This is a genomic window from Ktedonobacter sp. SOSP1-52 (assembly GCF_016587395.1).
Map to the genome: position 1 here is coordinate 55,568 of NZ_BNJH01000006.1, position 16,184 is coordinate 71,751.

Sequence of the window (16,184 nt, forward strand, 5' to 3'; positions counted from 1 at the left end):
AGAGATATTCCAAAACCTCAAGCTTTAATGCCTTGTCATAGTTGAGCTGTATCCGCTTGCAGTGCGGCATTACATAAAATTATTGATAGTGGCAAAAAAGGGTATTCTTCGTCTTGCCTGTATGCTCCTTTAGTAGTGAATTCTCCGTAATTTATCCCTACCTAAAGTCTCGCTTATAACACGTCTACAGACGTATGGAAAATCTTGATTTTTAATTTGTGCTTGGAGCACGATAACTGTTCAAGAACTTCTAGTTGGTAATACAAACATCCAAATATTTCGAAAGGATTTCGCACATGACAACCAGCACGAATCTTACAGATGACCAGGCGCAGAAGCCAGAAGCCCGCGCAGTAATAGATGTTCAGGAGATCAGGAAGAGCCTCCCTATCGGCGAGAAGACGGTCAAGGGACATGTCAGCAATACTCTTGGCAAGTTGCACATGGTTGACCGTATTCAGGCGGCGGTCTTTGCCTGGCAGCAGGGGCTGGCCATGCTGCATGATCCATAAAGACAAACAATCATTCATGCATATTAAACGCTTATAGATACATAAAAGAATATGATTTATATGAGCAAGTATAATTAGATTTAGAGCAAGTAATGCTCGAAAGGTGCTTCAAGCACATACAAAAATACAGCTTTTTATCCAGGCTACATTCAAAAATCCTGGATATGATAGGAAAGGAACACACACATGGAGTGGGTAAAAAATCTTTTCTCTCGTAACTATGCCAGCGAGGAAACCTTTGTACAGGGGCCTCAGGTGAGAGAATTAGATGATGTGGAGTTGGAAGGCGTGGAAGGTGGCCTTGGAGGCGACCTGATTGGATCACTCCCCATGCTTTCTGTCTTGGACTCTCTTCTCGGTGGCCTCCTGGGCAGTGGCAGTAACGGCCAGCAATAGTAAACACCATAACAGCAGTGAGCACCAAAAACAAGTGGCCTTCCGAACAATGCGTTCGTTAGCCACTTGTTTTACTGTTTACTTTATGCTTCACAAAAAGAGGCCATAGGTCGTTTAGTAGGATTGAGTTTCTATGACCAGCGTTCCCAATGCACCGCTTCATCAAAGGGCTTGCGACCGTTCTTTTTGGGGGCTGAGAGTGTTCTTGCGGTGCTGGATAGCCGAAGGAGAGAACTACGTGAAATTCCAGGTCAGCGGGAATGTGCAGCGCTTCTTTAGCTTTCTCCGGATAATGCATCCAGGTAATGCATGAGCCAATGCCCAGGTCCCACGCAGCCAGTTGCAAATAGGCAGCGGCCTGTCCCAGATCAAAATTAGGACGACCAGCCTCCGACGTAACAAGTGCGATAGCAAAGGCGGCATGAGGCACATGAGCAGCATACATGCCGCCTTCCGCCAGTTGTTTTAGTGTCTCACGGTCGCGAACCACGATAAATTGCCATGGTTGAGTATTTTTTTGAACTTTGCGCACGCCGACCCGCGTTCAATATCGTCCGGATATCCTCTTCTAATACCGCTTGCTGGCTGTACTGGCGTGTTGCGCGCTGTGTACGAATAAGCTCTGCTACCTGTGCTTTGCCTTTTATTTCTTGCATAATACCTTTTCCTTTTATCATTGATGAAGAACTGAGTGGTTACGATAGAATTATATTGGTTGTAAAGGGAAAGGGCGCGCGTTTTATTGCGCTTCTACCACGGAATTTTGCTCTTTGGCGTCGTTAGTGATGAGAAGGGCTTGTGTCTCTCTTAAGGGATGGGTGTTCTCTGGAGAGGGCAAAACATACATTGAAGGAGATGAATTGCTGGAAAGAAAGAAGAAACCACGCTCTTTACGCAAGGTTGATGGGGATTGCCCGAAGGCGGCTTTACACGCTTCAGTCAACTGGCGAGCTGAACCAAAGCCACTCAGATAAGAGACTTCTTCCATGCTTAGTGTTGTGCTAAAGAGAAGCTGCAATGCATGATTCAAACGCTGCTGGCGCAAATAGTGACCGGGTGTTATGCCGACCTCCTGTTTAAAGCGACGTGAGAAGTGAAACAGGCTTAGACCAACATATTGCGCCGTATATTCTAGTGAGAGCGAAGAACAGGTATGCGCCTCCTTCAAAAGTTGGGTAGCATGGAGCATCTCACTGCTTATACGTTCTTGAGGTAATGGCTGCGTAGCAATTGAAGGAACGGGCGGCGTTGGTTGAACCGCAAGGCGCAGAAATTCGGCTAATGCAAGATGGAGAAGAAGGGAGATGATATAGTCGGGGGCCTGATTACAGCTACGAACCTCTTGTAGAAGATGATGGAGCGCATTCTGTAGTTGAGGGGGAGAGGGGAGAATGGCGGCATGTGGAACCTGCAATGGGCAGCCTCCATAGAGTTCTTCCCATACATGTTCGACCATAGCCGATGGAAAGAGCGCGAAAATAGTTTCCAGCTCGCCTGAGGTGCGATGCGCATGCATAATTCTGGGGCTCGTCCAGACAATATGTAAAGGAGGCACAGGACGCCAGCTCCCATCAAGATAGATCTCCTGCATACCCTGGCAGACTAGCTCCAGGGTATACATATCATCGAGGTGCATCCCCGTGAGTTTCTCTCTTGCAGTTAAAGGTTCATAGCCGATCAGACCCTGTGAATTGCGCCAGAGTATACCAGAACATGTACTAAGAGAGTAAATTGGGATATTGATTGAGTCCAGTAGCATAATAGAGATCTTTCTATGCAAGAACAGTTGTAGCAAAGATGCGCTTATTTTATCACGAATTCCTGCCTTCGCGCCTGCGGCACTCAGGAGTAAGGGTATGCATGCGAAAAATTAGGTTTAGCCCAATTTTCCGCACACATACCCTTACTCAATAGCTCACTACGCGAGCCGAGGCCGGTTATGAGAGAAGTATTAGATGTTCCCTGATTTATTGGTCTAGATGACTTGACAACGTAACCTTGTTTTGGCTATGCTTAGCATAGATCTTATGCATGAGATCTACGCGATGATTGGCAAGAAAGCCATAATTGCAGGCATATTGCCTGGATCGCGTTCTCGAGGCATGTGGCCCGCCCAATGGTGGTGCGGACCTGATAGTATTGTTGCGCGCATTCATGCAAGGAGAGCTGTCATGTTGCGTTACCGTCGTCTCGTCATGCTTATGTCCTTCGCCCTGTTTCTTGTAGGGAGTAGCATCGGCGCTATTTCGTTCTTTTATGGATCTTCCCAGGCTCATGCCGCTGGAAACAACCTCGTTAGTAATCCCAGTTTTGAAACAGGCAACCTCACTAGCTGGAGTTGTGATCCTGGGGACGTCGTGACCTCGACTCCCGTACATGGTGGATCTTACGCGGGCCAGCTTACCCCCAGCAGTTCTACCACCGGCCAGTGTTCTCAGACGATTAGTGTGCAGCCCAATACCGCATACACGCTCAGCGCGTATGTAAATGGCCCTTATGCCTATATTGGAGCCAATGGCTACAGTAATAACTGGACCAGCAGCAGTAGCTATACCCTGCTGTCGTATTCATTTACCACAGGTGCTTCTGCTACCAGCGTAACAATCTATCTGCATGGCTGGTATGGGCAAGGGAACGTCTATGTGGACGACGTGACGCTCAGCGGCCCCGGGGGATCTAGCACGCCTACCCCAACGCCAATGACGCCCACGGCTACTCCGACAAAGACTCCAACCTCAACCCCAACGCCCAGCCCAACTACGATGCCCACGCCCACACCAACCCCATGTCCCACCTGTGGAGGTAGCCTCCCGAAGCATATCCTGACTGGTTATTGGCAGGACTTCGTTAATGGAGCTACGCCTCTGCGCTTAAGCAATGTCAATGCAAACTATGACTTGATCGCCGTGGCCTTCGCCAATGCCGATACGTCGAAGACGGGTGGCGTAACGTTTAGCATCGATTCAGGCCTCTCCAGCGCGCTTGGTGGCTATAGCGATGCGCAGTTTACCAGCGATATCGCGACGCTCCACTCCAGGGGAAAAAAGGTCATTCTCTCTGTGGGTGGTCAGAACGGAACGGTCACGGTCAATGATGCGACGAGCGCGACCAATTTCACCAACAGCGTCTATAGCCTGATCCAGCAGTATGGTTTCGATGGCGTAGATATCGATTTTGAAAATGGGCTTAATGCGACCTATATGGCGAGCTCGTTGCGTCAGCTCTCCACCAAGGTTGGCTCAAGCCTCATTATCACCCTGGCCCCTCAGACGATTGATATGCAATCCACGAGCGGGACCTACTTCCAACTGGCCCTCAACATCAAAGATATCCTTACCGTCGTCAATACACAGTACTATAACTCCGGTTCTATGCTGGGTTGCGATGGCAATGTGTACTCCCAGGGAAGCGTGAACTTCCTGACCGCCCTGGCTTGCATCCAGCTCCAGGGAGGATTGCGCGCGGACCAGGTCGGATTTGGTTTGCCCGCCTCAAGCTCGGCAGCAGGTAGCGGCTATGTTTCGCCCTCGGTGGTCAATGCCGCGCTCGATTGCCTGGCCTACGGCACAAATTGCGGCTCCTTCAAGCCCGCTACGACCTATCCAAGCATTCGCGGCGCGATGACATGGTCGATAAGCTGGGATGCCTCCAATAGCTACAATTTCGCCAATACCGTCAAACCGCACCTCAACTCTTTGCCCTGATATGACAGGATGTGTAGGGTCCATGCTGGCATGGACTCTCTGCTCTTGGGAGAAATGTTCCGCTTCCCGGGCAAGTCCATGCCAGCATGGACCCTACATTGTAACTTGAGCAATTGCTTTGTTGCCTGTATACTACTGGAGAGTTTTGCTGAGAAAAACCAGTAGAAAAGAGAAGCCAGATGCAGGCAGAAGATTTTGTACGCGAGGTTCGAAACACGCAGTTCGAGTTTCTTTCCCCACAACTACTCCAATTGGTTGCCTACAAAGAAGAAATTTTCCCCAATACCGAAGAGAGAGGGGATCAAAATGCAGAGTTCCGTTTGGCGGTCCTGGAAGCATTGCATAAAACCCTCTCACCAGGAGATCGGCCCCTCATCCGCTTTCTCCTGAAACAAGAAATTACTGTTCATGAAAACGCCTGGAGTATTTCCGAGAGCATCCGCTTGTGTGGTTTTCTCCTCTCTCTTCTTGCGCAGGTGGAGGATGTCGGTCTGTTGTGGGAGGCCAAAACCACTAGCTTTGATACCATGTGCGGTTTTGATGTCGAGTTTCTGGTCGGTGCTGGTGTGGCTCCCACAGTAAGCTATCTTCAATCTATCCAGGAGGAATGGGCGCCGGACGCGTTGGAATATATCGAAGAATGCCAGAGAACAGGAGATTTCCACAATTTAGAGCGTTTTCGCGAGGTGACACATAAGGTTTTTCGTGAGCAAACCATTTAGATTTCTTGTCCCGTTGGTGCGACCTGGCTGGTGCGTGTCAGGGATTTGCGCGAAAGGTTGGCCCCGCCCAGGGCGATAACGCAGCCACCTGCAAGCACAATGATGCCTCCAACCAGTTGCAGCGGCGAGAGGCTGTCTCCCAGGAGAAGCATGGCGAAGAGTGTGGAAAAGATAGGCGTACTCTGCATCGTTGTTGCCGACTCCCAGGCTTGCAGGTATTTGAGGCCCTCCTGCTGGGTCACATAGCCAATGCAGAAATTGGAGATGATATAGACAGGTAGCAGCCAGAGCAGAAATGGTGGCAGATATGTCGGCCATGCTGTGGGCTGGAGTGAGAGGAATGGGAGAATCATCAGGGCGCTGAGCAGTAACTTCCAGACCGTCAATGGCAGCGAATCTATTTTTCCTGTTAGTGCCTTTGCCGGGAGAATCGCATAGCCAAAGCCAATAGCCCCTAAAATAACCAGTACATCCCCCAGGTTAAAGGCGCTCAATATCGACGTTTGCGTGGTCTTCATAACGACAAAGAGGCTGCCAAGCAGGAGTAACAGCATTCCCCCCACCTGCTTCCAGTTCAGGCGCTCGCGCAGGAAGAGTACCGAAAATAGGACCGACGAGATGCCCTGTATCTGCATGAGAAAGCCAGCCTTGATGGCGCTGGTCAAGGCGAGTCCATAGAGCACACAGCAGGCAGGCAGGGTTGTGCCAAAGACCACCAGCAACAGTAAATTCAGCCAGTCACGTCGCTCCAAGCGTTTAAAGAGAGCGATCCTGCGTACCAGGAGAAAAATAAGCAGCAAGCCGCCCCCCACCGCGAAATTTAAGAACGTTACCAGCAACGGATTAAGTACAGAAGAGGCCATTTTGCCCAGAACCGCGCCCAGACCAAACATACACGCCGTAGCGAGCGTCAAAAGAAATCCCTTTATTTTCACCATCGTATCCTTTCTCTTCTCTCTTTGTAGAGTACGTCATACGTATGACTTTGTCAATAGAGAAAAAATCGGTATAAAGGGTGCGTGATATCAGGTTGGCTACTCCAGCCTGATATCACGCACCCTTTATACCGAAAGCACTTTGCGCTACAATGAGCACATCTTAAAGCAAGAGAAGGTACATCATGGTACGAGGAAAAGAGAGCAGGAGTATTACCAGCGTCGATGTCGCGCGTAAAGCGGGTGTCTCGCAATCGACCGTCTCGCTTGTCTTCGCGGGCAAAGCGTCGGGGCGCGTCTCTCCTCAGACGCAGCAGGAAGTCTTGCGTATAGCCGAGGAGATGGGATATCGCCCCAACACAGTGGCGCGCACTCTGCGCCTTGGACATACCAACATTATCGCGTTTGTTATTCCAGATGTGAGCAATCCCTTCTTTGCCGCCGTGTTGAAAGGGGCCGAGCAGGCCGCGCGGTTGCATAACTATACGGTGATTTTGGTAAGTACGGGTGATGACCAGGAGTGGCAGCGTGTCGTGATGGACGCTCTGACCACGCATTCTATTGAAGGCTTTGTCTTATGCGCGGTTCGCCCGCCAGGCGATATGGATATCGCCATCTTGCGTTCACGCGCCGTTATTGTGGATGAAACCTGGACTGGCCTCTCTTCGCTGAGCCTGGACATCGTTGGCGGGACGCAGGCGGCTATGCACCATTTGTTTGGTCTTGGTCATCGCCGGGTTGCGCATCTGGCAGCGGATGTCGATGTGGAGACCTTTCGCCAGCGCCAGCGCACCTATGAGCAGGAATTGGCGCTCCTTGGTCTTGTCCTGGAGGCACGCTATACCGCACGTGCGGCTCTCAATCCTGCCTCGGCCTTTCAGGCGGCTCGCAAGCTGCTGCATCTCTCCGAGCCGCCCACGGCGATTTTTTGTGACGATGACCTGCTGGCGATTGGAGCCTATAAAGCGGCGGCTGAGCTAGGGTGGGAGGTGCCACGCCAGCTCTCAATTGTCGGCTTTGGCGATGGCCTCATCGCGCAAACCCTCGCGCCAGAGCTTACCACGGTCTCCATCCCCACAGCTGCGCTGGGAAAGCGCGCAATAGAAGTCCTACTCGCCGATTTCGAAGTTTTAGAACAGCCGCATAGCGAGGTTATTTCCCTGGAACTGAGCGTTCGTGGCTCGACTACAGCGGTTGCAGGTAATGCATAGAAGGTATCCAACCGATGCTGCTCAAGCACGCGTCTACATATAGATGTCATATGTAGACGCGTGCTTGAGCAGCATCATGCTATCTACAAGTTACAAAATGTTCATAGAGAAAGTAATGCCACGGCCAGGGGTCAGCAGAAGGGGTTGTAGGATAGATGTTTGGCAGTTACATCAAGAGAAGTACGGCTCCTACATGAATATAGTTTAAAGAAAGTATCTGTTCTTATGACTTTCTTACTATTTGCAAAGGAAAAATTGAGCTTCTTCTGCACCATAAAATGAAAAAAAATACATCTAGCTAATGGCTGACATTCTCATCTTGAGAATGTCGCGACTGCTCCGATATGGCTTTGCAGGCTGATCAAAAAGCGTAAATTCTCTAAAAATATGAAATAGCTTATTACTGTTTAAACCTTTTATGATCTTTGAATGAATAAAAAAGAGGAATATTCATTTTCATTTAATGGACTAATATATACAAATATGTTACATTCATTTTAGCAGGTGAGACGGCGTTGTTTGCGCCTGGCGGCGCTTTTTGTTGTATCTGGCTGTTTAACGGGGTAGAGATAACCTGCTACGTGTCATACTTGGCTTGAAGCAAGGGTATTCGATGTATCGAAGTAGTGTCGAACAGTTTGGGTTAGAGGGTTTGGCATGGGTAAGGAACACATTGATGCAAGTGTCGGGTTGCGTTTTAGTCTGACCTTATTTGAGCGCTATCGAAAGAATGGCGTGCTCCGGGCGGAATTACAGCATGTTCCTGGTATACGTGGTCGGTGTAAAGGGTATATTCAACTGGTTGAGGGGAAGGTCGCCTCTTCTTATGTTGAGGACAGGGAGGGGCGACGTCACTCGATCTCGGCTACTATCCTGGCTGCCGTGGATGACGAGCGCGGACCCTTTGATTGGCAACTTGTACCCCTGCCAGCGCCGCCTTCGACGGCGAAAGCCGTGCATACCTTTGAGCATGCCACATATAACACGCCTGTGCCGAAAGTGATTGCGCCATTGGATCTTGAACTCTTGCGAGGGTGGTCCGCGAAGCAGAAGTTAATGCTTTCGACCGTCTATGAGGCGATTGATAGCCGCAAGGATATTGAGTCCTTGAAGAAGGAGGTTCCCTTACAGGCCAATGTCACCGAAGAGGCGCTACGCGTGCTTCTCTCCCTGGGGGTTATTGCGATTAACTAACCCTGTATTATCTCCACTTTTTTTCTCCAACAGTCAATTGTTTGAGTTGACGGAGCAGTGTATCAAAGCCGATGCACTGCTTTTTGAGTGCTCAAAGCCAAGTGGATGCATTATAACGGGAAACGCGTAGGCGCGTATGTAAGCTACTTACGTACGCGCCTACACATTCACTTGGAGTGGGGAAATGACGTTGTTTGCCGTGACCATCCCTGGCTGGGCATAGGCATGGGGGGAGGTGTAGGCGAAGGCAGATGGGCACGATTGATGGTTTGGCCTTGCAAGGCCGCGATCAAGGGATCGATCTTGGTATGGCTCAGAGGAAGGGTTGGAGTCTTCCGCTGTGCCTCAGCCTGTTGGATTGCGCTCACGTAGTGCGTTACCGCCTGCTCAACATGCTGAAGCTCTCTCTCCGCCTGCACAGCTCTTTGCAGGCGCACCAGCAGTACGTTAAGCGCACGGGCGATCTGCCAGAGAACGTTATCCTTGTTGAGAGGGGCGCGTGCGCTTAAATTTCCATTGGCGACGGAGACGTGCGTATCCAGAATCTGTTGTATGCCTTCCTCTAGATCGTTCTTCTGGTCCGCTAACTCGTGCTCCAATTTCGCGATCAGTTCGGCTCGCCCTGCGCGCTTAATCGCGGTTGTCATGGTGGTGGAGAGAATATATGCCGCGCCCGCGACCAGCAGGAGCGTTCCTACTGGGCGTGCCGCGATGATGAGGAGACGGTCATGGATATCCTGTTGTAGCACTGCTGTGTGCGGCATATAGAGCAGCGTTGCCAGCGTACAGCCCACACTTGCGACAAAGATGACGAAGATGCTGCGACTGGGCAATAGCGAGACCGCGAGCAGTTCGACAATCACATACATATCGTAGCCCTGAAGGGTCGTCTCATCAAAGGGGACGCTGGAGAAGAGCGCGGCAGTAAGTACCGTAAAGCTACCAATTGTCACAAGGAGACCCGCCGTCAGAGACATCCCCCTACGGTTCAGTACCAAAGCGATGATGCAGGTGATGCTAAGCACTATATCCAGCCAGAAGTAGGATGGATAGGGAGCTATGTAGCAAGCTGGCAAGAGAAAGATGACCATGATCGTGAAAAAGAAGAGGATATTGCTGGTCATCTGCGATTTGCGCACATTTTCGCGCCTAGCAAAGTCGGCGTCAGGGGGAGCATCAGGAATAGAGGTCAGCTCGTTCCAGCGTTGGATCAGGCTGCTTTTCTTTTTCACGTCTGGTTCGATTAGATCGGATGGAGACCAGCGACCCTGAGAGGATTGACTATTAGTGGACATCGACACAAAGAACCTCCTCATCATCATCAACAAGCAAGAGAGCAGAAAAAACAAGCTTCAAAATGCTCGCGCCACTTCCACGAAGCAGCATTTTGTGTGCGATAAAGCCCTGAAAAGCTCTATATCTAAAATTTGCACTATGTATGTGCGATACCAACTTTACGCGTCGCACTTTTCAACCTGCCAGACTTTTTTACATCTCTGCCTTTCCTTCATAACAACCACACTATTTAAATACATAAATTTGGTGCTCGCATGTTGTGCAAAAGCAGCCAGATGTGTTTTGGAGATGTGTACGCAAAGTCATTTCAGGTGAAACAGTAGCTTTTCCTTTCATTTTCCTCGGGATGCGCTGGATAAGCTGTCTTATACCATCAACAAAGAAGGTATCGTAGGGTCTCTTTGTGACAAGAAATGGCAAAAACTAGCCTGCTCCTGATCGCTTCTCTTTCGTCTTCGTATCAGCAGTAAAGGTAATTGTGCGGAAAAGATTATGTTAGGGATCTTACCTCCTTAGGAATATGTTATTATGATATTGCCATATTTGTAGTATAAGATAGCATATGTAAGTATATTTTGCTATAAAAATTTAGTTAAAATATGTTTGCATCTTTGCAGCCTCTTATATGCAAATATGTATGTTGACTGTTTGCTTTGTTACAGCGGTAATACACAAGAAAAGTAGTATGCGTCAAATAGTAGTTGTTATGATCTGTAACCAGGAAGGATATCTAAAGCTTGAGTACCACTTTGTCCAATGTACCCGGAAATGCGATTGCTATTGTTGGTATGGGCTGTCGCTTTCCTGGAGCACCCAACCTCTATGCATTCTGGAAATTAATGGCTGAGGGTGGAGATGCGATTGCAGAGGTACCACGTGATCGGTATGATGTGGATGCTGTGTACGATTCGCGTCCCGCGACGCCGGGGAAAGTGATGAGCCGCTTTGGTGGTTTTTTAGCCCAGGTAGATCAGTTTGACGCCGCGTTTTTTGGTCTCTCTCCACGCGAAGTTTCGCGTATGGACCCCCAGCATCGTTTATTGCTCGAGGTGGCATGGGAGGCGATGGAGGACGCTGGCCTGGTGCCGGGAAAGCTGCGTGACGAGGTTGCTGGAGTCTTTATTGGTGTGATTACTAGCGATTATTGGGATAGGCAGTTCCGCAATCCAACCGATCTCGATGTCTATAGCACGGCGGGGAATGCACGTAGTGGTGCCGCTGGTCGTATTTCATATGCTCTCGGTCTGCAAGGCGTGAGTGTGGCCCTTGATGCCGCCTGCTCCTCCTCGCTGGTCGCGGTCCACCTGGCATGCCAGAGCTTGCGTACAGGTGCCTGCACTATGGCCCTGGCCGGGGGTGTCAATATTATCCTGAATCCTGATCATACCATTGGCTTCTCGCAAGGGCGTATGATGGCTCCCGATGGGCATTGTAAGGCGTTTGATGCCAGGGCCGATGGCTATGTGCGTAGCGAGGGAGCCGGTGTGGTAGCCTTGAAGACGCTTGAGAAGGCCCTGGCGGATGGTGATCAGATTCACGCCGTCATCCGTGGTAGTTCTTCTAATAATGATGGACATTGCGACCTGTTTATGGCGCCAAGCGTACAGGGACAGCAGGCTGGCCTGCGCCTGGCGTACAAGGATGCGGGTCTCGACCCGCTACAGGTGCAGTATGTCGAGGCACATGGCACAGGCACGCAGGCTGGTGACCCGGTTGAGATCAATGCATTGGGCAGCGTCCTTTGCGCTGGTCGCTCATCTGCCAGGCCGCTGCTGGTAGGTTCAGTGAAAACCAATATCGGTCACACTGAGGGAGCCGCTGGTCTCGCGGGCTTGATCAAGGTCGTACTTTGTCTTAAGCACAAGATGATCCCGCCCAACCTGCATTTTCAAGAACCCAGCCCAAAAATTCCCTGGGATGATTACGCGTTGAAGGTGCCGACGGAGCTGACGCCCTGGCCCGAGAGCGAGGGTCCACGCCTGGCGGGTGTGAGCAGTTTCGGTATCGCCGGAACAAATGTGCATGTGATTGTGGAGGAGGCCTCTGTCCGCGAGCCTGCCATACTAGCGGCGGATGCTGAGCCGACCAGCTATCTTCTGCCCCTTTCAGCGCAGAATACGCAGGCGCTACAAGACCTGGTGACGAAGTATCTTCAGCATCTCGAAGATGAGGTATACGCGGATCAGGCTCTGCGCGACATCTGCTATACAGCTAGCGAGCATCGTTCACACTTTGAGCAACGATTGACCATCGTTGGCCACTCGCGCCAGGATGTATGCCAGAAGCTTGAGGCGTTTGCGCGCGGCGAGACGGGTCTGGAGATTATGAGTGGGTGTAAGTGCAACGATCAGCGGCCCCGCGTGGCCTGGATCTTTCCCGGCCAGGGTTCGCAATGGTTGGGGATGGGGCACGATCTGCTGGAGCGCGAACCAGTCTTTCGAGCCATGATTGAGGAGTGCGACCGGGTTATGCGTACCTATGTCGATTGGTCTTTGCTGGAGCAATTGCAGGCAGACGAGGCGCATTCCCGACTCAATGAGATCAACGTGGTGCAGCCGGCACTCTTCGCCATCGAAGTGGCCCTGGCAGCCCTCTGGCGCTCGTGGGGAATCGAACCAGATGTGGTTGTTGGTCACTCAATGGGCGAAGTGGGAGCCGCGTATGTGGCGGGTGCGCTGAGTCTGGAGGATGCTGCCTGGATCATCTGTGCGCGTAGTCAACTATTATTACACGTCAGTGGCAAGGGTGCGATGGCCGCCGTAGAACTCTCAATGGGCCAGGCGCAGGCCTTCGTGCGTGATTACCAGGGACGCGTCTCCGTCGCGGTAAGCAATAGCCCTCACTCAACAGTTCTCTCGGGAGACCCCCAGGCGCTAACCGAGATTCTGGCTCTGCTGGAACGCAATGGTATCTTTGGACGCCTCGTGCGCGTGGATGTGGCTTCGCATAGCCCACAGATGGACCCCTTACACGATGACCTGCTGGCCTTGATGCAGCGTGTACAGCCTCGCACGGCCCGGATACCTATGTTCTCGACCGTTAGCGGTGCCTATCTTCAGGGCGCTGAATTGGTGGCCCCCTACTGGGTAGATAACCTGCGCCAGCCCGTGCTGTTCTTGCAAGCCACCAGGGCATTATTGGCGGAGGGTATTGATGTCTTTATGGAGATGAGTCCGCACCCGATCCTGGTTGGAGCCATCAGGCAGACGTTGGAGGAGTACGAAATGTCTGGCCTGGCCCTGGCTTCGCTACGGCGTGAGGAGGAAGGTCGCGCGGCCCTGCTGGGGACTCTGGGAACGCTGTATACCCATGGATATGATCCTGATTGGGCCAAGTTGTTTCCCACAAGCGTTCAGCATGTTGCTCTTCCAACCTACCCCTGGCAGCGCCAGCGCTACTGGAACTCCAATGCCGAACACTACTTCTATGGCTCGCCAGTTCAGCATCAGGGTACCAGGAACGCAGTGACTCATGCGATACTGGGGCTGAGCACGCAGTCGGCGCTTCATCCTGACACTTATTTCTGGACTACCCAGATTGGCCCGGACATCCTCCCCTACCTGGGCGAGCATCGAGTCTACGATGTGCCGGTGCTACCGGGAGCGGCCTATATTGAACTGTCCCTGGCGGCGGCCACAGAGATCTTTGGTCCCCAGCAGTTCCTGGTGGAGGTGTTGGAACTAAAACAAGCGCTCTTCTTCCCCAAAGACGTGCCCCCCTTCACACTCCAGCTTATTATGGCACCTGAACAACAGTCGGGATACATGGAGCTACGTTTCTTCAGTACTCAGGCGGGGCAGAGCAGTGAGGTGCGCACCTGGAGCGAGCATGCCAGGGTTACCGTGCGTCGTATAGAGGAGGTACTCAGCCCTGAGAGTGTGATGCATCCAATTCCCGAAGAGGTGCAGCGTGATTGGGCCTTAGCTATGGAGGCGCCGATCTACTATCAGGGATTGCGTAACCGCGGCATTCAACACGGTGAGCCTTTCCAGGGCGTGACGCATGTCTGGCGGCGCCCAGGCGAGGTTATGGCGCACCTCTCACTGCCAGAAGATGTAGTCTTCGATATGGCTGGCTACCAGATTCACCCGGCGCTGATGGACTCAATTCTCCAGGCGATCACGCCCTTCCTGCCGGAGGAGAATGATGATAGCTATGTCCCGGTGGAAGCCAGGTGTATCAAGTATTACCAGCGGCCCGTTTCTGGGGCTAGCCTGTGGTCGCACGTGCTCGTGGATATGGAGAAGAATCGCGATCCCCGTATACTGGAGGGAGATATCTTCCTGCTGGATGAGCAGGGCCAGGTCTTACTGGAGGTGCTGGGTTTCCGCTTGCAGTCGCTGGACAGCGGCTCGCAGGATCTCATGCGTCAGCGCCTCAACCAGTTGCTCTACACCATTGAATGGGAAGAGCAGGCCCTGAACGCTATACAACAGTCCGCGCAGCCGCGCACCTGGCTACTTTTTAGCCAGCCAGAAGGACCAGGACAATCGCTGGCTGAGCGTTTGCGAGCCTCTGGAGCGCGTTGCCTCACTGTTACTCCAGGCGATTCCTATAGCCAAATAGATATGGGGCATTATGAGCTGGCAGCAGCCTCGGCGGCTGACTTCCACCAGCTCTTTCACGAGGTCTATGATGCATATGGTACGCAGGCGCTCGGCATCGTCTATCTCTGGGGTTTGGGAACGAAACCGGCCAGTGAAGAACTGGCGTCTCAGGCTTTCTATGCCGACATGGAGCAATCTAGCCTCGGCCTGCTGCATCTGATTCAGGCTGTAAACGCCACGAAAGGCGAGCACTCCACGCGTCTCTGGATCGTCACGAGCGGCGTTCAGGGAATAGAGGCACGTGACACCTCAAGCGCGCTAGTGCAGAGCCAGCTTTGGGGCCTGGGGCGCGTCATCGTCTACGAGCATGAGGACCTTCACAGTACGCTCATAGACCTCGATGCCACAACCGACGAGCACACTGTTGAGGCGCTCTTCCGCGAAATCTGGTCAGATGCCGGCGCGGACGAGGTGGCTTTGCGCGGCGAGAGACGCTACCTGGCTCGCCTGGCGCATGCCACCCTGGCGGAGCCGGAAACGACGAATCAATCACACTTCCACGCTGATGGAACTTACCTGGTGACGGGAGGCCTGGGTGGCGTCGGCCTGCGGAGCGCGCAGTGGATGGTTGAGCAGGGAGCGCGCCATCTCGTTCTTATGGGAAGGCGTGCCCCTGGCGAGGAGGCCAGTGCGGCCATTCAAGTCATGGAGAGCCAGGGTGCCAGGGTGCGCGCTATGCAGGTGAACGTAGCCCTGGAAGAGCAACTGGCGAGTGCTCTCAGCGAGATACGCCAGACTATGCCACCCCTGCGTGGTGTCTTCCACTCTGCCGTTGTGCTGGATGACAGCATTCTTCTGCAACTGGACCAGGAGCGCTTCCTGGGCGTGATGCCGCCCAAGGTTGATGGCGCCTGGAACTTGCATCGCCTGACGTTGGAAGACCCGCTGGACTACTTTGTCCTCTTCTCCTCGGCAGCCTCGCTTATCGGTTCGCCGGGACAGGGCAACTATGCAGCGGCGAACGCCTTCATGGATACGCTGGCCTTTTACCGCAGGCGGCAGGGGTGTCCCGCGCTCTGTATCAACTGGGGGCGTTGGGGCGAGATCGGCCAGGCGACAAAGGGTGATCGAGGAGAGCGCCTGGACTTCCGTGGCTTTGCCAGTATGAAGCCAAAGGAGGGGCTAGCGGTCCTGGGAAGCCTGCTGCGCCAGAGTCCACCGCAGGTCGGCGTCATGTCCTTTGACCTGCCCAGGTGGAGTCAGTTCTATCCCGATCTCCGCAATTCCTCACTCTTCACGCGCCTGGTCACAGAAGCCCAGGAAGCCAGCGTAATCCAGAACGCAGGCGTGACGCGCGCGGTACTGACTGACCTCAACGACGAGGAGCGCCGGGAAACGCTCAGCCAGTACCTCAGCGCGCAGATCGCCCGTGTGCTGGGCCACACCTCGCTCAAGCTTGACGCGCAGCAGCAGCTCAACCGCCTGGGCATTGACTCGCTCATGTCCGTCGAACTCAAGAACCGCATCAACTCTGATCTGAAGATAACCGTGCCAGTCACCACCTTCCTGCAAGGCGTGACCTTCGAGCAACTTATCGCCCAGGTCAGCGAACAATTGTAGCAAGTAGCCGCGTATGCCAGTAGCGGGCAATGTACCCGCTACTGGCA

11 protein-coding genes and 1 pseudogene are annotated in these 16,184 nt (G+C 52.6%); 7 read left to right on the top strand and 5 right to left on the bottom strand.

The features are described from left to right. Positions 1-368 precede the first annotated feature (368 nt). Positions 369-512: pseudogene (locus JMJ16_RS45485) on the top strand (LuxR C-terminal-related transcriptional regulator); the annotation flags it as partial. Between the two features lie 186 nt (positions 513-698). After that, entirely contained in the window at positions 699-908 is a 210-nt protein-coding gene (locus tag JMJ16_RS45490) for a hypothetical protein (RefSeq protein ID WP_201392432.1), read from the top strand. A 58-nt stretch (positions 909-966) separates the two neighbouring features. On the opposite strand, the gene JMJ16_RS45495 is transcribed toward JMJ16_RS45490, so the two are convergent. The 3 genes from JMJ16_RS45495 to JMJ16_RS45505 all read right to left on the bottom strand — a co-directional run bounded on the left by JMJ16_RS45495 (position 967) and on the right by JMJ16_RS45505 (position 2,667). Further along, on the bottom strand, positions 967-1,398 hold the full coding sequence (locus JMJ16_RS45495) for a nitroreductase family protein (protein ID WP_201392434.1): 432 nt from the start codon (positions 1,396-1,398) through the stop codon (positions 967-969). Continuing rightward, complete coding sequence (locus JMJ16_RS45500; protein ID WP_201392436.1) at positions 1,382-1,564, bottom strand: hypothetical protein; 183 nt, start codon at positions 1,562-1,564, stop codon at positions 1,382-1,384. The genes JMJ16_RS45495 and JMJ16_RS45500 overlap by 17 nt, the downstream gene beginning before the upstream one ends. A gap of 83 nt (positions 1,565-1,647) precedes the next feature. Then, positions 1,648-2,667 (bottom strand): helix-turn-helix domain-containing protein, encoded by a 1,020-nt coding sequence (locus JMJ16_RS45505; RefSeq protein ID WP_201392437.1) that lies wholly within the window; start codon positions 2,665-2,667, stop codon positions 1,648-1,650. A gap of 412 nt (positions 2,668-3,079) precedes the next feature. Here JMJ16_RS45505 and JMJ16_RS45510 point away from each other — a divergent pair, with 412 nt between their 5' ends. Further along, positions 3,080-4,612: a chitinase gene (locus JMJ16_RS45510; protein ID WP_201392438.1), complete on the top strand. Its 1,533-nt coding sequence runs from the start codon at positions 3,080-3,082 to the stop codon at positions 4,610-4,612. A 179-nt stretch (positions 4,613-4,791) separates the two neighbouring features. After that, positions 4,792-5,334 (top strand): hypothetical protein, encoded by a 543-nt coding sequence (locus JMJ16_RS45515; RefSeq protein ID WP_201392439.1) that lies wholly within the window; start codon positions 4,792-4,794, stop codon positions 5,332-5,334. On the opposite strand, the gene JMJ16_RS45520 is transcribed toward JMJ16_RS45515, so the two are convergent. Next, positions 5,331-6,272, bottom strand: coding sequence for a DMT family transporter (locus tag JMJ16_RS45520; RefSeq protein ID WP_201392440.1), 942 nt, complete (start codon positions 6,270-6,272; stop codon positions 5,331-5,333). The two genes, JMJ16_RS45515 and JMJ16_RS45520, sit on opposite strands and share 4 nt — an antisense overlap. 182 nt (positions 6,273-6,454) lie before the next feature. Here JMJ16_RS45520 and JMJ16_RS45525 point away from each other — a divergent pair, with 182 nt between their 5' ends. Next, on the top strand, positions 6,455-7,480 hold the full coding sequence (locus JMJ16_RS45525; RefSeq protein ID WP_201392441.1) for a LacI family DNA-binding transcriptional regulator: 1,026 nt from the start codon (positions 6,455-6,457) through the stop codon (positions 7,478-7,480). Between the two features lie 657 nt (positions 7,481-8,137). Further along, positions 8,138-8,674 (top strand): hypothetical protein, encoded by a 537-nt coding sequence (locus JMJ16_RS45530; protein ID WP_201392442.1) that lies wholly within the window; start codon positions 8,138-8,140, stop codon positions 8,672-8,674. A 167-nt stretch (positions 8,675-8,841) separates the two neighbouring features. On the opposite strand, the gene JMJ16_RS45535 is transcribed toward JMJ16_RS45530, so the two are convergent. Continuing rightward, entirely contained in the window at positions 8,842-9,975 is a 1,134-nt protein-coding gene (locus tag JMJ16_RS45535) for a hypothetical protein (protein WP_201392443.1), read from the bottom strand. A gap of 732 nt (positions 9,976-10,707) precedes the next feature. Here JMJ16_RS45535 and JMJ16_RS45540 point away from each other — a divergent pair. Then, positions 10,708-16,137: a type I polyketide synthase gene (locus JMJ16_RS45540; protein WP_201392444.1), complete on the top strand. Its 5,430-nt coding sequence runs from the start codon at positions 10,708-10,710 to the stop codon at positions 16,135-16,137. The last annotated feature ends 47 nt before the right edge of the window (positions 16,138-16,184 follow it).